17 protein-coding genes are annotated in these 18285 nt (G+C 71.9%); 14 read left to right on the top strand and 3 right to left on the bottom strand.

The window, feature by feature from the left end; translation table 11 throughout:
* Positions 1-42: 42 nt before the first annotated feature.
* Positions 43-675 (top strand): TetR/AcrR family transcriptional regulator, encoded by a 633-nt coding sequence (locus AC1DYZ_RS13475; protein WP_477065697.1) that lies wholly within the window; start codon positions 43-45, stop codon positions 673-675.
* A gap of 7 nt (positions 676-682) precedes the next feature.
* Here the strand turns inward: AC1DYZ_RS13475 and AC1DYZ_RS13480 are convergent, their stop codons facing one another.
* Positions 683-1072, bottom strand: a complete 390-nt coding sequence (locus AC1DYZ_RS13480; RefSeq protein ID WP_477065698.1) for a DoxX family protein — start codon at positions 1070-1072, stop codon at positions 683-685.
* 45 nt (positions 1073-1117) lie between these two features.
* Here AC1DYZ_RS13480 and AC1DYZ_RS13485 point away from each other — a divergent pair, with 45 nt between their 5' ends.
* The 9 genes from AC1DYZ_RS13485 to yjfF all read left to right on the top strand — a co-directional run bounded on the left by AC1DYZ_RS13485 (position 1118) and on the right by yjfF (position 13007).
* The gene (locus AC1DYZ_RS13485) at positions 1118-1936 is read left to right on the top strand and encodes a maleylpyruvate isomerase N-terminal domain-containing protein (RefSeq protein WP_477065699.1); all 819 of its coding nucleotides are present in this window, start codon (positions 1118-1120) and stop codon (positions 1934-1936) included.
* Between the two features lie 49 nt (positions 1937-1985).
* A complete protein-coding gene (locus AC1DYZ_RS13490) occupies positions 1986-2729 on the top strand; it encodes an ABC transporter ATP-binding protein (protein WP_477065700.1) in 744 nt (247 codons plus the stop codon).
* On the top strand, positions 2726-3577 hold the full coding sequence (locus AC1DYZ_RS13495; RefSeq protein WP_477065701.1) for an ABC transporter permease: 852 nt from the start codon (positions 2726-2728) through the stop codon (positions 3575-3577). Before AC1DYZ_RS13490 ends, AC1DYZ_RS13495 begins: the two co-directional genes overlap by 4 nt.
* 316 nt (positions 3578-3893) lie before the next feature.
* Positions 3894-6023, top strand: coding sequence for a beta-galactosidase (locus AC1DYZ_RS13500; RefSeq protein WP_477065702.1), 2130 nt, complete (start codon positions 3894-3896; stop codon positions 6021-6023).
* Entirely contained in the window at positions 6020-8020 is a 2001-nt protein-coding gene (locus AC1DYZ_RS13505; protein ID WP_477065703.1) for a beta-galactosidase, read from the top strand. The genes AC1DYZ_RS13500 and AC1DYZ_RS13505 overlap by 4 nt, the downstream gene beginning before the upstream one ends.
* 268 nt (positions 8021-8288) lie before the next feature.
* On the top strand, positions 8289-9302 hold the full coding sequence (locus tag AC1DYZ_RS13510) for an ABC transporter substrate-binding protein (protein ID WP_477065704.1): 1014 nt from the start codon (positions 8289-8291) through the stop codon (positions 9300-9302).
* A 95-nt stretch (positions 9303-9397) separates the two neighbouring features.
* Complete coding sequence (locus tag AC1DYZ_RS13515) at positions 9398-10945, top strand: sugar ABC transporter ATP-binding protein (RefSeq protein ID WP_477065705.1); 1548 nt, start codon at positions 9398-9400, stop codon at positions 10943-10945.
* Positions 10942-11979, top strand: coding sequence for an ABC transporter permease (locus AC1DYZ_RS13520; protein ID WP_477065706.1), 1038 nt, complete (start codon positions 10942-10944; stop codon positions 11977-11979). The genes AC1DYZ_RS13515 and AC1DYZ_RS13520 overlap by 4 nt, the downstream gene beginning before the upstream one ends.
* Positions 11979-13007, top strand: a complete 1029-nt coding sequence (gene yjfF, locus AC1DYZ_RS13525) for a galactofuranose ABC transporter, permease protein YjfF (protein ID WP_477065707.1) — start codon at positions 11979-11981, stop codon at positions 13005-13007. The genes AC1DYZ_RS13520 and yjfF overlap by 1 nt, the downstream gene beginning before the upstream one ends.
* Before the next feature lie 18 nt (positions 13008-13025).
* Here yjfF and AC1DYZ_RS13530 read toward each other — a convergent pair whose 3' ends face one another.
* Positions 13026-13733: a potassium channel family protein gene (locus AC1DYZ_RS13530; RefSeq protein ID WP_477065708.1), complete on the bottom strand. Its 708-nt coding sequence runs from the start codon at positions 13731-13733 to the stop codon at positions 13026-13028.
* Positions 13726-15102: a TrkH family potassium uptake protein gene (locus tag AC1DYZ_RS13535; protein ID WP_477065709.1), complete on the bottom strand. Its 1377-nt coding sequence runs from the start codon at positions 15100-15102 to the stop codon at positions 13726-13728. Before AC1DYZ_RS13535 ends, AC1DYZ_RS13530 begins: the two co-directional genes overlap by 8 nt.
* A gap of 160 nt (positions 15103-15262) precedes the next feature.
* Here AC1DYZ_RS13535 and AC1DYZ_RS13540 point away from each other — a divergent pair, with 160 nt between their 5' ends.
* The 4 genes from AC1DYZ_RS13540 (at position 15263) to AC1DYZ_RS13555 (ending at position 18284) form a co-directional block, all read left to right on the top strand.
* Positions 15263-16450, top strand: a complete 1188-nt coding sequence (locus AC1DYZ_RS13540) for an acetoin utilization protein AcuC (RefSeq protein ID WP_477065710.1) — start codon at positions 15263-15265, stop codon at positions 16448-16450.
* Positions 16451-16593: 143 nt separating this feature from the next.
* Positions 16594-16827: a helix-turn-helix domain-containing protein gene (locus tag AC1DYZ_RS13545; protein WP_477065711.1), complete on the top strand. Its 234-nt coding sequence runs from the start codon at positions 16594-16596 to the stop codon at positions 16825-16827.
* A gap of 161 nt (positions 16828-16988) precedes the next feature.
* Complete coding sequence (locus tag AC1DYZ_RS13550) at positions 16989-17087, top strand: 30S ribosomal protein bS22 (RefSeq protein WP_003792170.1); 99 nt, start codon at positions 16989-16991, stop codon at positions 17085-17087.
* 147 nt (positions 17088-17234) lie between these two features.
* On the top strand, positions 17235-18284 hold the full coding sequence (locus AC1DYZ_RS13555; RefSeq protein WP_477065712.1) for a LacI family DNA-binding transcriptional regulator: 1050 nt from the start codon (positions 17235-17237) through the stop codon (positions 18282-18284).
* Position 18285 lies beyond the last annotated feature (1 nt).

Consider the following 18285-nt stretch of genomic DNA (forward strand, 5'->3'; position numbering starts at 1 on the left):
CCGACGCCGGAGGAGTCGTCGGCGGCTCCGTACCCTGGTGCCATGTCCTCCATCCACGCGTCCGACGACGTCCCGGTTCCGGGACGTCGTCGGGGCCGTCGGCCGGCGGGCGAGGACACCCGCGGCACCATCCTGGCGGCGGCGCGCGACGAGTTCGCGGAGCGGGGCTACGACGGCGCGAGCGTGCGCTCGGTGGCTCGTCGCGCGGACGTCGACCCTGCGCTGGTGCGGCACTACTTCCGCGACAAGTCGGAGCTGTTCGCGGCCGGCATGATCCCCGCCGGCGCCGACCCGGCCGTGATCGTCGGGGGCATCACGGCCGGCGGCGTGGACGGTCTCGGGGCGCGCCTGCTCACCGCCGTCCTGGGGGTGTGGGAGGCCGACGGCGGGGTCGCGTTCCGGGTGGCGTTCGCKGGGATGTCCTCCGGCGAGGTGCAGGCGGAGGCGCTCATGGGGTACGTCGCGCGGGAGGTGTTCGGGCAGGTCGCGCGGATCCTGCCGCCGCCGGATCAACAGCTGCGTGTCTCGCTCGTCGCGTCGCAGGTGGCCGGGGTCCTGCTCGCACGCCACGTCATGCGGCTGGAGCCGCTGGCGTCGATGCCGGTCGAGGAGGTCGTCGTCCTCGTCGGCCCCGTCGTGCAGCGCTACCTGACGGGACCTCTCCGCGCGGTCTGAGGGCCGGTCAGCCCGGCTGCCGGGCCACGGCGACCGCCCATGCGACCAGCGGCACCTGCAGGGGCAGCCGCGCCCACGCCACGACGGGCTTGCCCGTCCACGACCTGGCATCAGGCCGGGAGCGGACGGCCATCGTCACGTTGCCCGGGAACACGCCGACCAGCAGCGCGGCCGACGCGAGACCGCCGAGCCGCCGGGTGGCGGGGACGGCGAGGGCCRCCGCGCACGCCAGCTCCGCGACCMCGCTGCCGAGCACCCAGGGGTCGGGGTTCCCGAGGCTCCGGGGGATGAGCGGGCGGAAGATGCCCGGCCGGCGCAGGTGCAGGGCGCCCGACGTGCCCAGCACGGCGGCGAGCGCGAGGGCGGGCAGGTGGCGACGGGCGAGGGGGAACGGCACGCGTCACGGTAACCGCTGTCGGCGCCCGTCGGTACGGTGCAAGGCATGGACACCGTCGCGCTGTCGCCCGCGCACTACGCCGAGGTGATCGGGCAGGAGTCGGCCCGCGCGGCCGACGCGCTCGACCGTGCACCCGCGTCCGCGCCGGTGCCGTCGTGCGGGGACTGGGACGCCGCCGACCTCGCCTTCCACCTGGCCGAGGTGCAGGACTTCTGGTCGCAGGTCGTCGCGCACGCCCCGGCCGGTCCCGACGACGCCGAGGACACGGAGCGCCGGCCCGACGACGAGCTCGTCGCGTTCCTGCGGTCCCGGACCGACGCGTTGCTCAGCGCCTTGCGGTCGCACCATCCGGACGAGCCGTGCTGGTCGTGGTCGTCGACGGGCGGGACGGTCGAGTGGGTCTACCGCCGGCAGGCGCACGAGGCGCTGGTGCACCGGGTGGACGCGGAGCAGGCGGCCGGGCTGCCCGTGACTGATCCGGGGGTCGTCCTGGCGGGCGACGGCGTGGACGAGATGCTGGCCGTCATGGTCAGCGGCCTGCCGGAGTGGGCCGGCTTCACCGCCGACGGTGCGCGCGTCCGGCTGCGGGCGAGTGACGCGGAGCGCGAGTGGGTGGTCGCGTTCGGCCGGTTCCACGGCACGTCGCCGACCACGGGCACCACCTACGACGAGGACTGCGCCGAGCTCGTGGGCGGCGCACCGTGGGAGGGCGAGGACGACGACGTCAGCGCGACGGTCTCGGGCCGGGCGTGGGATCTCGAGCTCTGGCTCTGGGGCCGCGGCCCGCTGGAGACGCTGGAGCTCGAGGGCGACCCGGCGGCGGTGGAGCGGCTCCGTACGGTGATCGTCGGGTCGACGCAGTAGCGCGGCTTGATCCTTGCGTCCGCACGCCGGGAGGAGCACAATTCCTCGCATGGGGAATAACGGTGCGGCGATCGAGATCACCGGCCTGCGCGTGGTGCGCGGCGGCACCGCGGTCATCGAGGCGCTCGACCTCACGGTGCCGGTGGGCCAGGTGGTCGGGCTCCTCGGACCGAGCGGCAGCGGCAAGACGACGCTCATGCGCGCGATCGTGGGCGCGCAGATCGTGGCCGGCGGCACGGTGACGGTGCTGGGGCTCCCCGCGGGGTCCGCCCCGCTGCGGCGGCGGATCGGGTACGTCACCCAGGCGCCGAGCGTGTACGCCGATCTCACTGTCGCGGAGAACCTGCGGTACGCGGCGTCGATCCTCGGGGTCGACGCGGCGGGGATCCGGCGGGCGCTCACCGACGTCGACCTCGTCGCGCACGCCGGCCAGTCCATCGGCACCCTGTCCGGCGGCGAGCGTTCGCGGGTGTCGCTCGCGATCGCACTGCTCGGGCGCCCGGACCTCCTGGTGCTCGACGAGCCGACGGTCGGGCTCGACCCGGTCCTGCGCCGTGACCTCTGGGAGCTGTTCCACCGGCTGAGCCGCTCGGGCGTCAGCCTGCTGGTGTCCAGCCACGTCATGGACGAGGCCGCCCGCTGCGACCGGCTGATCCTCCTGCGCGGCGGGGCCGTCCTGGCGGACGGCACCCTGGACGAGCTGCTCGCCAGCACCGGCACGACCGACGCCGAGGGGGCCTTCCTGGCGCTCGTCGACCAGGCCGTCGCCCGCGAGGGCGGGGCCGCGGCATGAGCGCCGTCGGGCCGGCCGTGCAGGACGACGGGACCGGGCGCGCCCGGCACGCGAGCGCACCGGCGGAGACCGCGACGACGACGGACCCGGCGACGCGCGAGCGCGGTCAGGGCGGCCTCAACCCGGCCCTCACCGCCGCCACGGCGCGCCGGGTCCTCACGCAGCTGCGGCACGACAAGCGCACGATCGCCCTCGTCGTCCTTCTGCCGTGCCTGCTCATCGGCCTGATCGCATGGATGTTCAACGGCACGCCCGTGCTCGACCAGTTCGGTCCGCTGCTGGTCGGGCTGTTCCCGCTGGTGGTGATGTTCCTGGTGACCAGCGTCGCCACGCTGCGGGAGCGGACCTCCGGCACCCTCGAGCGGCTGATGACCCTGCCGATCGGGCGCGGCGACGTCGTCGTCGGCTACGCCCTGGCGTTCGCGGTGCTCGCCACGGTGCAAGCGCTGGTCATCGTCGGGTTCGCCGTCTGGGTGTGCGGGATGGATGTGGCCGGGCCGATCGGCCTGGTCATCCTGGTGGCCATCCTCGACGCCGTCCTGGGCTGCGCGCTCGGGCTCGGCGCCTCCGCGCTGGCGAAGACCGAGTTTCAGGCCGTCCAGCTGATGCCGCTGGTCCTGTTCCCGCAGCTCATCACCTGCGGCCTGCTGATGCCCCGCGACGAGATGCCGACCCTCCTGCAGTGGATCTCCCGCGTCCTGCCCCTGACCTACGCGCTCGACGCCATGCAGCAGCTCGCCGCCGGCGCCACGTGGGTCGACGTCCGCGGTGACGTCGGCGTGATCGCTCTGTTCATCGTGGGCGCCCTGCTTGTCGGCGGCGCCACCCTGCGCCGCCGCACCCCCTGACCCCAGGCTGTCCTCTTGCCAGCGCCCCCGGGCACGCCGAGATCCCGACTCGAGGGATCGTTCACGGCATGCGTGAGCGCGATCCCCGCCGCTTCAGCGCGCAGTCGGTGCCTGTCGCGCTTGACTACGCAGTCAGGTATCTCTTGACTGCGTACTCACCGACAACGGGGTCGAGGGGCGCGCAGGGCATGACCGATGAGATCGTCGCCAGCAAGCCCCGACCGGTCGCGTTCCTGTTCCTGCAGCGGTACTGGCAGCTTGGCCTCGCAAGCGGCGCGGTCAAGGGCTGACGACAACACGACGGAGACATATCACCATGGCTGTGCAGCACGAAGGTGTGCGTTTCGGCGCCGCGTACTACTACGAGTACGCGGGGCCGGGCGACGATCCCAAGCCGGAGACACTGGAGCGCGACCTCGACCTCATGGCCGCGGCGAAGTTCTCGGTGATCCGCGTCGGTGAGTCGGTGTGGTCCACCTGGGAACCCGACGAGGGCAGGTTCGAGCTCGACTGGCTGGAGCCCGTCCTCGACGGGGCCCTGGCCCGCGGCATCGACGTCGTGCTGGGCACGCCGACGTACGCGGTGCCGATGTGGCTGGTGCGCCGGTACCCCGAGGTCGCCGGTGAGCTGCGGACGGGCGAGCCGATGGGCTGGGGCGCCCGGCAGGAGGCCGACTTCACGCACCCGGCCTTCCGGTTCTACGCCGAGCGCGTCCTGACCAAGATCGTCGAGCGCTACCGGGACCACCCGGCGGTCGTCGGGTTCCAGGTGGACAACGAGCCCGGGAACTTCCTGCTGCGCAACCGGGGGGTGTTCCAGCGGTTCGTCGACCACCTGCGGCACACGTACGGCGACGTCGAGACGCTCAACCGTGAGTGGGGCCTCGTGTACTGGTCGCACCGGCTGTCCACGTGGGCGGACCTGTGGACCCCGGACGGCAACGTGCAGCCGCAGTACGACCTGGTATGGCGCCGGTTCCAGGCGTCGCTGACCACCGAGATGATCGACTGGCAGGCCAAGGCGGTCCGCGCCCTGGCGCGCGAGGACCAGTTCGTCACCACGTGCATCGCGTACGACCGGCCCGCCCTCGAGGACGCCGACCTGGCCTCCGTGCTGGACGTGACCAGCGGGAACGCCTACTACGGCATGCAGGACTCGCTGCTGCACCCGAGCACGACGGTCACGCCGCAGTACTGGACGGCCTATGGCACGTGGGCGCTGTTCCAGGTGGGTGACGCGATGTTCTCCAGCCGCGGCGAGCCGTTCCTCGTGACGGAGACCAACGCGCAGTCCATCGGCGGCCCGAGCACGAACAACCCGGCCTACCCGGGCCAGTGGCGGCAGGCCGCGTGGGCGCTCGTCGCCCGCGGCGCCCGGATGGTCGAGTACTGGCACTGGCACACGCTGCACTACGGCGCCGAGACGTACTGGGGTGGGGTCCTGCCGCACAGCGGTCTGCCCGGTCGCCCCTACCGCGAGCTGGCCCTCCTGGGCGCGGAGCTCGCGCGGGTGGGCGGCACGCTGGCGGACGCGCTTCCCGACTCCGACATCGCGATCCTGTCGTCGACCGAATCGCGGTTCGCGCTCGCGGCCCAGCCGCCGCTGCAGAAGGAGGACGGCACGGGCGACCCGAACAGCTACCCGCGGATCGTCAGCTCGTTCTACCGGGGTGCGTTCGACGCCGGGCTGCAGGTGCGCGTGGTCCGGCCGCGGTACGTGTTCGCGGAGGACCCCGCCGACGTCGTCGTCACCCACCCCGTGCTCGTCGCGGCCGGGTACTACCCGGCCTCCGACGCCGACCTGGCTTGGCTGCTGCGGTACGCCGAGGCGGGTGGCCACCTGGTGGTCGGCCCGCGGACGGCGTACGCGGACCAGGAGGGTCGCGCCCGCGCGGAGGTCCAGCCCGCCCGGCTGTCCGGGCCGGCGGGTGCCTGGTACGAGGAGTTCAGCAACCTCGCCGAGCCGGTCCGGGTCACCGGTGCGCTCGCGGGGGAGGCGACCGCGTGGGCCGAGTGCCTGGTCGCCGACGGTGCGGACGTGCTGGCCACCTACGAGCACCCGCACCTGGGTGCCTGGGCGGCCATCACCACGCGGGCGCACGGCGCCGGCCGGATCACCGTCGTCGGAACCGTGCCGGGCCTCGACCTGGCCGCCTCGCTCGCGCGGTGGCTCGTCCCGGCACCGCTCGCGGGCTGGGCCGACCTGCCCGCCAGCGTCACGGTCCACAGCTCGACCCGAGCGGACGGCAGTCGCGTCTACATCGTGCACAACTGGTCCTGGGAGGCCGTGACCGTGACTGCTCCGACCGATCTCGACGTGCTCGTGGCGGCGCGCGGCGGTGCCCCCGCGGACCCGCCGCCCGCCGACGGCCCCGGGCCGGCTCTCACCCAGGGCGACCAGATCACCCTCGGCTCCTGGGACGTCCTCGTGGCGGTGACCCGGTGAGCCGGTGGACGGGCCCGTGGCCCACCGACGGCATCGCGTTCGGTGCCGACTACAACCCGGAGCAGTGGCCGGAGGAGGTCTGGCCGGACGACATCGCGCTGATGCGCGAGGCCGGCGTCACGCTGGTCAGCGTCGGCATCTTCTCCTGGGGGCAGCTCGAGCCGGCGGAGGGCGTCTTCGACTTCGGCTGGCTGGACCGGATCCTCGACCTGCTGCACGAGGCCGGCATCGGCGTCGACCTGGCCACGCCTAGCGCGGCTCCGCCCGTGTGGCTGCACCTCGCGCACCCGGAGATGCTGCCCGTCGACGCCGACGGCCTGCGGTTCACGCACGGCAGCCGCGAGTCGTGGTGCGTCTCCTCMCCGGTGATCCGCGCGCACGCCACGCGCATCGCCCGGGTGATCGCCGAGCGGTACGGCCACCACCCCGCCGTGAAGATGTGGCACGTCTCGAACGAGCTCGCCTGCCACAACGGGCGGTGCTACTGCGACGTGTCGGCGGCGGCGTTCCGCGACTGGCTGGGCAAGGAGTACGCGGACATCGACGCGCTCAACCTGGCGTGGGGCACCGCGTTCTGGGGCCAGCGGTACTCGTCGTTCGAGCAGATCCTTCCGCCGCGCCGCACGACCACCATCCCGAACCCGGGCCAGCGGCTCGCGTTCGAGCGGTTCTCGTCCGACGCGTTCGTCGCGCACCTCGAGGCCGAGGCCGCGGTGCTGCGCGAGGTCACGCCGCACCTCCCGGTGACGACGAACTACATGGTCATGGGGGACTTCCACCAGATCGACTACACGCAGACGACGCCGCTGGTCGACATCGTGTCCAACGACCACTACCTGTCGGCCGAGGACCCGCGCGGCTGGGCGGAGCTGGCGTTCAGCGCCGACCGCGTCCGGGGACTGGCCGGCGGTGACCCCTGGGTGCTCATGGAGCACTCCACCAGCGCAGTGAACTGGCAGCCGCGCAACCTGGCCAAGGAGCCCGGGCAGATGCTGCGCAACTCGCTGCAGCACGTGGCCCGCGGTGCCGACGGCGTCCTGTTCTTCCAGTGGCGCCAGTCACGGGCGGGCGCCGAGAAGTACCACTCGGGCCTGGTGCCGCACGCCGGCGCCGACTCCGCCCTGTTCCGCGAGGTCGTCGACCTGGGCGCGACGCTCGGGCGGCTCGCGGAGGTTCGGGGGAGCACGGTCGAGCAGGCGCGGGTGGCGCTGCTCTGGGACACGCCCGCCTGGTGGGCGACGGACCTGGAGGCGCACCCGAGCGTCGACGTCCAGTACCTCGACCTCGCCCGTGACCTGCACGGCGCCCTGCTCGACGCGGGGGTCGCGGTCGACGTCCTGCCGGCGGGCTCCGACCTCTCGGGGTACGAGATTGTGCTGGTCCCGACGCTCTATGTGGCGCAGGACGGGCTCGCGGGCCGGCTCGAGGAGGTGGTCGCCCGCGGCGGGCAGGTGCTGGTCTCGTACTTCTCCGGGATCGTCGACGACGAGGACCGCGTCCTGCTGGGCGGGTACCCCGGGGCGTACCGGGACCTGCTCGGGGTGCGCGTGGAGGAGTTCGCGCCCCTGCGCGAGGGCGGCTCCGTGCGACTCAGCGACGGGACCACGGGCACGGTCTGGACCGAGCGGTTCACGGCCGACGACGCCGAGGTGCTCGCGACCTACGAGGACGGGCCGTCGGCCGGGCGCCCGGCGCTGACCCGGCGGAGCGTCGACGGCGGCGGTGCGGCCTGGTACCTGTCGACCCGGCCGTCCTCCGCGGCCGACGTCGTGGCCCGCGTGCTCGACGCGGCCGGCGTCTCCCCGCTGGTGGAGGCACCGGGCGGCCTGGACGTCGTGCGGCGGGTCGGTGAGCACGGCAGCTGGCTGTTCGCGATCAACCACACGGACACCGACCTGCCGCTGCACGCGTCGGGGCACGACCTCGTCGGCGAGGTGGAGCACCGTCCGGGCGATCCGGTGGCCGCGCGAGGGGTCGTCGTGCTGCGCGAGGGCTGAGAACCACCCGCGGCCGGGCTCCTCCCCGGCCGCGCGGCCTGGTCCCCGTCGGTCACCCCGGCGGGGACCGGCCGTAGTCGCGCTCTCACTGTGACCGGAATGCAACCTGAAAACGCCACCACGGGACCAAATGTGAGCGCTAACATTCGAGCGAACCACCCGCGGGGGCAACTCGGCGGGGCTCGCGTGCCCGGTGTCCCGGGTGCGCGATGCGGGCCGGTCGGCGTGGACCGGTGTCGCGAGTGCGTTTCTCGAGGAGGAGAAGCAGATGGTCAGCAAGATGTTCAGGACCCGGTCCATCGCGGCCGGCATCGCGGTGCTCGCACTCGGCCTCGCGGCCTGCGGCGGCGGGGGGGACGACTCCGGCGACGGGGCGACCACCGGCAGCAGCGGTGACAGCGGCGGCGACGCGATCACCGTCGGCTTCAGCCAGGTCGGCTCCGAGAGCGGCTGGCGTGCCGCCAACACCAAGTCCATCCAGGACACGCTCACGGCGGAGAACGGGTTCGACCTGAGCTTCTCCGACGCCCAGCAGAAGCAGGAGAACCAGATCCAGGCGATCCGGTCCTACATCGCCCAGGGCGTCGACTACATCGCGTTCTCCCCGGTGGTCGAGTCCGGCTGGGACAGCGTGCTCGAGGAGGCCAAGGACGCCGGGATCCCCGTCATCCTCACCGACCGCGCGGTCGACTCCAAGGACACGTCGCTCTACAAGACGTTCATCGGGTCGGACTTCGTCAAGGAGGGCGAGCGCGTCGGTGAGTGGGTGTCCGACAACCTCGGCACCGAGCCCATCAACGTCGTGGAGCTGCAGGGCACCACCGGCTCGGCCCCCGCGAACGACCGCAAGTCGGGCTTCGCGGACGCCATCAAGGGCAACCCGAACGTGAAGGTCATCGCCTCGGAGACCGGCAACTTCACGCGCGCCGAGGGCAAGACGGTCATGGAGGGCTTCCTCCAGGCCTACCCCGACATCGACGTGGTGTACGCGCACAACGACGACATGGGGCTCGGCGCCATCGAGGCCATCGAGGCGGCCGGCAAGGTGCCCGGCAAGGACATCAAGATTGTCAGCATCGACGGTGTCCACGACGGCATGGTCGCCCTGTCCGAGGGCAAGATCAGCTACATCGTCGAGTGCAACCCGCTGCTCGGCCCGGACCTCGCGGACATCATCAAGACGCTGAACGACGGCGGGACCGTCGAGCCGCGGATCGTGACCGAGGACGATGCGTTCACCCAGGAGCAGGCGATCGCAGCACTGCCCGACCGGCAGTACTGAGCCGACCAGCCCCGCTGCCCGGGGGGACCTCCGCGTCCCCCCGGGCAGCACAGCCCTGCCGGTACCGTGGGACCGGCGCGGACGAAAGGTCGACGATGACCGAGACAGCTTCTTCGAACCCGATCGTCGTGATGTCGGGGATCTCCATCACGTTTCCGGGCGTCAAGGCGCTCGACACGGTCGACTTCCGCCTGTTCCCGGGCGAGGTGCACGCTCTGATGGGCGAGAACGGCGCCGGCAAGTCGACCCTCATCAAGGCCCTCACCGGCGTCTACTCGATCGACTCCGGGCGCATCGTCGTGGACGGTGAGGAGCGCACGTTCGCGGGTCCCGCGCAGGCGCAGGCCGCGGGGATCAGCACGGTGTACCAAGAGGTCAACCTCTGCGACAACCTGTCCGTGGCGGAGAACATCATGCTCGGCCACGAGGTGCGGCGCGCGGGCGTCGTCGACTGGCGCCGGACCCGCCGTGCGGCACGCGAGCACCTGCGGACCATGAACCTCGACATCGACCCCAAGTCGTCGCTGTCGTCCCACTCCCTCGCGGTCCAGCAGCTGGTCGCGATCTCGCGCGCGATGGTCGTCGACGCGCGCGTCCTCATCCTCGACGAGCCGACGAGCAGCCTCGACGCCGACGAGGTGGCCCGGTTGTTCGACGTCGTGCGCGGGCTGCGCGACCGCGGCGTCGCCATCTTGTTCGTCTCCCACTTCCTCGACCAGGTGTACGCCATCAGCGACCGCATGACGGTGCTGCGCAACGGCGCCCTGGTGGGGGAGTACCGCACGGCCGAGCTGCCCCGCGTCGAGCTGGTGCAGAAGATGATCGGCCGCGCGCTGGAGGTGCTCGAGCAGCTCGAGGAGGCGCCCAAGCGGTCCGTCGCCGAGCGCGCAGACACCACGCCGTACCTGCAGGCGATCGGCCTCGGGCGCAAGGGCACCATCGAGCCGTTCGACCTGGACGTCTACTCGGGCGAGGTGGTGGGCCTGGCCGGCCTGCTCGGCTCGGGACGCACCGAGCTCGCGCGCCTGCTGTACGGCGCGGATCGCGCCGACAAGGGCGAGATCCGGGTCGAGGGCCGGCCGACGAAGATGCGGACGCCGCGCTCGGCGCTGTCCCGCGGGATCGTCTACTCGTCCGAGAGCCGCAAGACGGAGGGCATCGTCGGCGACCTGACCGTCCGCGAGAACATGGTGCTCGGCCTGCAGGCGGAGCGCGGCTGGCTGCGCCGGGTGTCCAAGCGGAAGTCCGACGAGGTGGTGGACCGGTACGTCAAGGCGCTCGGCATCCGCCCGGCCAACCCGGACGCGATTGCCGGCAACCTCTCGGGCGGCAACCAGCAGAAGGTGCTGCTCGCTCGATGGTTGGCCACCCAGCCCAAGCTCCTGCTGCTCGACGAGCCCACGCGTGGCATCGACGTCGGCGCGAAGGCCGAGATCCAGCGGCTCGTCGCCGACCTCGCCGCGCAGGGCATGGCGGTCGTGTTCATCTCCGCGGAGCTGGACGAGGTCCTGCGCCTCTCGCACCGCATCGCCGTCCTGCGCGACCGCAAGCTCGTCGCGCAGATCACCAACTCCGACGACATCACCACCGACGACGTCGTGCACCTCATCGCCAGCGGTGGGGACGAGGGGACTGCCGCATGAACGCCATCGGCTCGATCACCCGCCACCGGTTGTTCTGGCCGGTCGTCGCGCTCGCCGTGCTGGTCCTGGCCTGCGTCCTCAAGTCGCACACCTTCCTGGACATCGAGGTGCGCGACGGGCACCTGTTCGGCGGGCCCATCGACATCGTGCGGCGCTCGAGCGTGCTGCTGCTCGTCGCCCTCGGCATGACGCTCGTCATCGCCACGCGCGGCATCGACCTGTCCGTCGGCGCCGTCATGGCGATCGCCGGGGCGATCGCGCTCACGCAGATCGCCGCGTCGCCCAACCCCGGGTCGGTGGCCACCGTGCTCAGCGCGATGGGCGTCGCCGTGCTGGTCTGCCTGGTCATCGGCGCGTGGAACGGCTTCCTCATCGCTGTGGTGGGCATCCAGCCCATCATCGCGACGCTGATCCTCATGACCGCGGGCCGCGGCATCGCGATGCTCATCACCGGCGGCCAGATCACCACGGTCACCAGCGCGCCGTACAAGACGATCGCCTCGGGGTACTGGCTCGGGCTGCCCGTGGCGGCGCTGATCGCCGGGTTCTTCTTCGTCGCGACCGCCCTGATGACCCGGCGCACAGCGCTCGGCGTCCTCATCGAGGCCGTCGGCATCAACCCGTCGGCGTCGCGCCTGGCCGGGGTCCGGGCGCGGACGATCATCTGGACCGTCTACATCCTGTGCGCGTTCTTCGCGTGCATCGCCGGCTTCATCAAGAGCTCGGACATCATGGCGGCCGACGCCAACAACGCCGGCCTGTTCATCGAGCTGGACGCCATCCTCGCCGTGGTCATCGGCGGGACGTCGCTGGCCGGCGGCAAGTTCTCGCTGGCCGGCACGCTCGTCGGCACGCTCGTCATCACCACCCTGACGTTCTCGGTGACGATCCTGGGCGTGCCCGTCAACGCGGTCTCGCTGTTCAAGGCGCTCGTCGTCATCGCGGTCTGCCTGCTCCAGTCGCCGGTGGTCCGCTCCAAGATGCGGTCCCGACGAAGGGCGACCGCACCCGTTCTCGTGGAGGTGCCTGCCTGATGGCGACCGACCAGATCACCTCCACCACGCTCCCGGCGGGCGAACCGACGCCCCTGGGTGCCCGGGTCCGCCGCTTCCGGATCGACGAGCGCTACCTGCCCGTCCTCGGCGCCGTCGTCGTCCTCATCGCGATGCTCATCATCGGCGGCTCGCTGTACGAGAACTTCCTCACCGGCCGCGTCATGGCCAACGTGCTCATCAACAACTCGTTCCTCGTCGTGCTCGCGGTCGGCATGACCTTCGTCATCCTCACCGGCGGCATCGACCTGTCCGTGGGTGCGGTCGTCGCCCTGTCCAGCTGTGTCGCCGCGTGGATGTTCACGCACGGCTACGGCGCCGCGGTGGCCATCCCGGCGGTGATCCTCGTCGGCACCGTCATCGGGCTGGTGGTCGGCGTGATGGTCCACGTGTTCGAGATCCAACCGTTCATCGCGACCCTGGCCGCGATGTTCCTGGCGCGCGGCCTCTGCTACATCGTCGCGCCCGAGTCCATCCCGATCGAAGATCCGACGATCGTCGCCCTCGCCCGCACCCGGTGGGGCACCGACGACGGCCTGGTCATCACGCCCAGCGGCGTCATCGCCCTCGCCGTGGTGATCATCGCCTTCGTCACGCTGCACTACACGCGGTTCGGCCGGACGGTCTACGCGATCGGCGGCGGCGAGCAGTCCGCCAGGCTCATGGGCCTGCCGGTCGCGCGTACCAAGGTGCTGGTCTACGTCATCAGCGGCACGTGCGCCGGGCTCGGCGGCCTGCTCTTCGCGATCTTCTCGCGGTCCGGCTACGCGCTGACCGGCGTCGGCATGGAGCTCGATGCCATCGCCGCGGTCGTCATCGGCGGCACCCTGCTCACCGGCGGCAGCGGCTTCGTCCTCGGGTCCGTGCTCGGCGTGCTCGTGCTCGGGCTGATCCAGACGATCATCACGTTCCAGGGCACCCTGAGCTCCTGGTGGACCAAGATCTTCATCGGCGCCCTGCTGCTGATCTTCGTGGTCCTGCAGCGCCTGCTGGTGATCAGGCGCCGCTGACGGGCCGCTGAGCGGCGCTCACGGCCGCGCGGCGAAGCGCTCCAGCAGGTCGGCGTGGCCCGACACGATGATCAGGTCGTTGGCCGACAGCCGCGTGCTGGGCGTCGCGTACGCGAAGTCGACGCCCGGACTCTTCACCCCGATGACGGTCACGCCGTACCGCTCGCGGATCCTGGACTGCGCGAGCGTGAAACCCTGCGTCTCCTTGGGTGGGCGCATCTTGACGATGGTGAACCCGTCCTCGACCTCGATGTAGTCGAGGAGCTTGCCGGACACCAGGTGGGCCACCCGCGCGCCGGCATCGGCCTCGGGGAGCACCACGTGGTGGGCCCCGATCCGCTGCAGGATGCGCGCGTGCTCGTTGCTGACGGCCTTGGCCCAGATCTGCTGGATGCCTATGTCGACGAGGTTGCCCGTGATCAGCACGGACGCCTCGAGGTAGGAGCCGACACCGACCACCGCGACGGGGAACTCCCGCGCGCCCAGCTGCTCGAGGGCCTCGGGGTTGGCGGCGTCGGCCTCGACCAGCGCGATCCGGCCGGCCCACTGGGCGACCAGCTCGGGGTTGCGCTCGACCGCGAGCACGTCCTGCCCGAGGCGGTCGAGGGTGGCGGCGATGGACGAGCCGAACCGGCCCAGCCCGATGACGAGCACGCCGGAGTCCTTCTTCGGCGTGCGCGGCGCGTTGTGCGTCCCCTTGATCGGGTCGCGAAACTTCTCAGCCAATGATCGGCCTCTCTTCCGGTAGCCGGATCACCCGACGACGGTTGCGCAGCGCGAGCGCGGCCGCAAGCGTCATCGTGCCGGTCCGGCCGATGAACATGAGCACGGTCAGCACGTACTTCGCGGGGTTGGGCAGGTCAGGGGTGATCCCGGTGGACAACCCGCAGGTGGCGAACGCGGAGATGACCTCGAACAGGACGCGGTCCAGAGCGAGGTCAGTGAGGGACAGCAGGACCAGCGACGACACCAGCACGAGGGTCGCCGAGACGAGCGAGACGGCGATCGCCACCTGGAGCGCCTCGCGCGGGATGCGTCGGCCGAACGCCTCCACGTCCTTGTCGCCACGGCCCTCGGCCAGGATCGCGAGCAGCATGACGGCCAGCGTCGTGACCTTGATGCCGCCAGCCGTCGACGCCGAGCCGCCGCCCACGAACATGAGCGCGTCCATGAGCAACCAGGTGCTCTCGTGCATCTGCCCCACGTCCACGGTGGAGAAGCCACCCGACCGCGGCATGACCCCGGCGAACAGCGAGGCCAGCGCGGTCGCGTTGAAGCCCAGCGGGGCGAACGTCTCCGGGTTGGTCCACTCGAACGCCGCGACCAGGACGGAGCCCGCGACCAGCAGCGCGACGCTCGTGGTCACCGTCAGCTTGGAGTGCAGGCTCCACCGGCGCGCCTCGCGCAGGTTGCGGGCGACGTTGAGGATCACGGGGAAGCCGAGCGAGCCGATGAACACGCCGACGATGATGGGCATCAGCACCCACCAGTCCGACACGAACGGCTCGAGCCCCTCCGGCGTCGGCACGAAGCCCGCGTTGTTGAACGAGGAGATCGCGTAGAAGACCGAGTGCCACGCCGCCTCGCCCAGGTCCTCGTGGAACATGAGGAACCGCGGGAACAGGACGAGCGCGATGATGAGCTCGAGCGAGACGGACGTGATGATGACCGTCCGGATCAGCGACCCGACCTCGCCGAGGCGCGTCTCCTTGGTCTCCGACGAGACGAGCAGCTTCTGCGTGAGCCCGATCCGGCGGGAGACGGCCATGCCGAGCAGCGACGCGAGCGTCATGACGCCGAGACCGCCGATCTGGATGGCGATCAGGATGACGACGAGTCCCCACGCGGACCAGTACGCGCCGGTGTTCACGACGACCAGGCCGGTCACCGTGCTGGCGGACGTCGCGGTGAACAGCGCGTCCACGAACGGGGCACGGTGCCCGCTGACCGTCGCCCACGGTGCCGACAGGCCCAGCGTGACCACGCCGATGACGAGGCCGAACACACCGAGCGCGAGCCGGGCGGGGGACTGCCGTGCGGACTGGTCGACGAGCTCGCGCACCCGCCATGCCACGCCCGGGCCACCCCGCGCCATCGCACCTCCCCGCACCGGCCGGCGCCTGCCGGACGGGGCAACTCTGGCACGCGAGGGCCGTGGTGCTCGACCCGACAGGCGCACGCGTCTGCGTGGGCAGTGAGTCGGCACAGTGTGGGCACCATTCGACACGTCATCGGTGGGGTGCGACGGTGAGCGCATGACGTCGTCGACGCCCGTGCGCGTGGTCTGGTCGCGCGAGATGCTCGCGTACGACTTCGGCCACGGTCACCCGATGACGTCGGAGCGCCTGGACCTGACCATCCGGCTGGCTGAGGCGCTGGGCCTCTTCGACGGACCGGGCGTGGAGCTGGTGGGCGCGCACGTCGCGTCGGACGCCCTCCTGCAGACCGTCCACGACCCCGCGTACGTCGCGGCCGTGCGGCGCGCGTCGGCCGACGGCACGCCCGACGTGGCCTTCGGCCTGGGTACCAGCGACGACCCCGTCTTCCCGCAGATGCACGAGGCGTCGGCGCTCGTGGTGCAGGGGTCGGTCGACTCGGCGCTCGCCGTGTGGGAGGGCCGGGCCGAGCACGCCGTGAACGTCACGGGCGGCCTGCACCACGCGATGCCGGCGGCCGCCTCGGGGTTCTGCGTCTACAACGACGCCGCGGTGGCCATCACGGCGCTGCTCGACGCCGGTGTCCGCCGGGTCGCCTACGTCGACATCGACGCGCACCACGGCGACGGCGTGCAGGCCGTGTTCTGGGACGACCCCCGGGTGCTCACCGTCTCGCTGCACGAGACCGGGCAGGCGCTCTTTCCCGGCACCGGCAGCCCGCGGGAGACCGGCGGGCCCGGCGCCGACGGCTCGGCCGTCAACGTCGCGCTGCCCTCGGGCACCGGCGACGCGGGCTGGCTGCGGGCCATCGACGCCGTCGTCCCCGCGGTCGTCCGTGCGTTCGACCCGGAGGTGCTGGTCACCCAGCACGGCTGCGACACTCACGTCCTCGACCCGCTCACCCACCTGCGCGTCAGCGTGGACGGGCAGCGGGCCGCCGCCGTGCGCCTGCACGACCTGGCGCACGAGGTGGCCGACGGGCGCTGGCTCGCGCTCGGGGGCGGCGGGTACGCCGTGGTGGACGTGGTCCCCCGGGCCTGGACCCATCTGCTCGGCATCGCGACCCATCAGCCGGTGGACCCMGCCACCGAGATCCCCGACGACTGGCGGGCGCTGGTGCGGGAGCGCTACGGCCGGCTCGGTCCGGACCGGATGACCGACGGCCGCGACGCGCGGTTCAGCCCGTGGTCCGCCGGCTACGACCCCGCCGACGACGTGGACCGCGCCATCCGGGCCACCCGCGCGGCCGTGTTCCCGGCGCTGGGCCTGGACCCGGACCACGACTGACCGGCAGAAGCGCGGCTGGGCCACACGGGCGACGTCCCAGGCGTCCCCTCTTTCCCACCTGTCCCACGCGCGGCTAGGCTGATGCGGCACCCGCCGGAGGGTGCGCGGGCCCGCCGCGCCGACGGGCGGAACGGACAAGGAACATGAGCGACGAGCGCGAGCAGCGCGAGCCCGGCCGTACCCGGTTCCTCACGGTCCTCGAGGTCGCCGACGTGATGCGCGTGTCGAAGATGACCGTGTATCGGCTGCTGCACTCAGGGGAGCTGCCCGGGGTCCGCGTCGGCCGTTCGTTCCGGGTCCCGCAGGACGCGCTCGACCACTACCTCGCCACGTCGCCCGCCGTCGAGGCTCGCGAGCAGGACCGCCAGAGCTCCTGACATCCACGCGTGTCGTCGAGGGCTCTGCCGATCGCGTAAGGTAGAGCCTCGGACTTTGAACGCGTGTGGGTGGCTCGATTGCACTCGATCTCTTCTACGCGTCGATCGACCACCAGAACGGCCCGTCTCCGGGTCTCCATCGGAAGCGAAGTGAGGACCCCATGGGCTCCGTCATCAAGAAGCGCCGCAAGCGGATGGCCAAGAAGAAGCACCGCAAGCTTCTTCGTAAGACGCGTCACCAGCGCCGCAACAAGAAGTGAGCCACGCGGCCCGTCAGGGTCGCTAGGCGGTCGAGGGGCCCGGCAGCTGCCGGGCCTTTCGTGTGTCCGGACACGCCTTCTACAACGATGTAGAGTTGCCCTGGTCTGCGACTCTGTCCCAAGGGTCACGCCTACGAGGAGACAGCGATGAGCACGGCCAGGCGCGGTGCCGCGGTGACGATGCACGAGGTCGCCGCGCGAGCAGGGGTGTCGATCAAGACCGTCTCCAACGTGGTGAACGGCTACCAGTACATCCGGCCGGCGACCAAGGAGCGGGTCGAGGCCGCGATCGCGGACCTCGGGTACCAGGTGAACATCTCGGCGCGGAACCTCCGCCGCGGCCGGACGGGCATCATCGGGCTCGCGGTACCGGAGCTGTCGCTGCCCTACTTCGCGGAGCTGGCCGACTCGGTCATCCGCGCCGCCGAGGCGCGCGGGCTCACCGTGCTCATCGAGCAGACCGGGTCCGTGCGCGAGCGCGAGCTCGAGGTGCTCTCCGGCCAGCGCCGGCACCTCACGGACGGGCTCATCTTCTCGCCGCTGGAGCTCGGGCCTCAGGATGCGGACGCCCTGCAGGTCGACTTCCCCATGGTGCTGCTGGGCGAGCGCATCTTCGGGGGGCCCGCGGACCACGTGACGATGAACAACGTCGAGGCGGCCCGCGCCGCCACCCAGCACCTCCTGGACCTCGGGCGGCGGCGCATCGCCGTGGTCGGCGCGCACGAGGGCGAGACCGTCGGCTCGGCCGCGCTGCGCGTGCAGGGCTACCGGCAGGCGCTCGAGGAGGCCGGTCTCCCCGTGGACCCGGCCCTCGTCGGCGAGGCGGGTCTGTGGCACCGGGCGACGGGTGCGGAGACCATGGCCCGGCTGCTGGACTCCGGCGTCGAGATCGACGCGGTCTTCGGCCTCAACGACGCCCTCGCGCTCGGCGCCCTGCACGTCCTGCACGCGCGCCGCATCGACGTGCCGGGGCAGATCGCGGTCATCGGCTTCGACGACATCGAGGAGACCGCGTACTCCTCGCCGACGCTGTCCACGGTGGCGCCGGGACGCGAGCAGATCGCGGCGACGGCCGTCGACCTGCTGCTCGCCCGCATCGAGGAGACCGAGCCCGGCCGACCGTTCGAGCAGGTCATCACGGACTTCGAGATCGTCGGCCGCGAGTCGACGCTCGGCGAGCGCGCACCGAGCGCCTGAG

The organism is Cellulomonas sp. P1_C4 (genome assembly GCF_056406355.1).

What these genes read in the sequence shown, in the direction of transcription:
- AC1DYZ_RS13485 (WP_477065699.1), top strand. Translation starts at nt 1,118, where the DNA reads ATGGACACCGTCGCGCTGTCGCCCGCGCACTACGCCGAGGTGATCGGG.
- AC1DYZ_RS13490 (WP_477065700.1), top strand. Translation starts at nt 1,986, where the DNA reads ATGGGGAATAACGGTGCGGCGATCGAGATCACCGGCCTGCGCGTGGTG.
- AC1DYZ_RS13495 (WP_477065701.1), top strand. Translation starts at nt 2,726, where the DNA reads ATGAGCGCCGTCGGGCCGGCCGTGCAGGACGACGGGACCGGGCGCGCC.
- AC1DYZ_RS13500 (WP_477065702.1), top strand. Translation starts at nt 3,894, where the DNA reads ATGGCTGTGCAGCACGAAGGTGTGCGTTTCGGCGCCGCGTACTACTAC.
- AC1DYZ_RS13510 (WP_477065704.1), top strand. Translation starts at nt 8,289, where the DNA reads ATGGTCAGCAAGATGTTCAGGACCCGGTCCATCGCGGCCGGCATCGCG.
- AC1DYZ_RS13515 (WP_477065705.1), top strand. Translation starts at nt 9,398, where the DNA reads ATGACCGAGACAGCTTCTTCGAACCCGATCGTCGTGATGTCGGGGATC.
- AC1DYZ_RS13520 (WP_477065706.1), top strand. Translation starts at nt 10,942, where the DNA reads ATGAACGCCATCGGCTCGATCACCCGCCACCGGTTGTTCTGGCCGGTC.
- yjfF (WP_477065707.1), top strand. Translation starts at nt 11,979, where the DNA reads ATGGCGACCGACCAGATCACCTCCACCACGCTCCCGGCGGGCGAACCG.
- AC1DYZ_RS13535 (WP_477065709.1), bottom strand. Translation starts at nt 15,102, where the DNA reads ATGGCGCGGGGTGGCCCGGGCGTGGCATGGCGGGTGCGCGAGCTCGTC.
- AC1DYZ_RS13545 (WP_477065711.1), top strand. Translation starts at nt 16,594, where the DNA reads ATGAGCGACGAGCGCGAGCAGCGCGAGCCCGGCCGTACCCGGTTCCTC.
- AC1DYZ_RS13550 (WP_003792170.1), top strand. Translation starts at nt 16,989, where the DNA reads ATGGGCTCCGTCATCAAGAAGCGCCGCAAGCGGATGGCCAAGAAGAAG.
- AC1DYZ_RS13555 (WP_477065712.1), top strand. Translation starts at nt 17,235, where the DNA reads ATGAGCACGGCCAGGCGCGGTGCCGCGGTGACGATGCACGAGGTCGCC.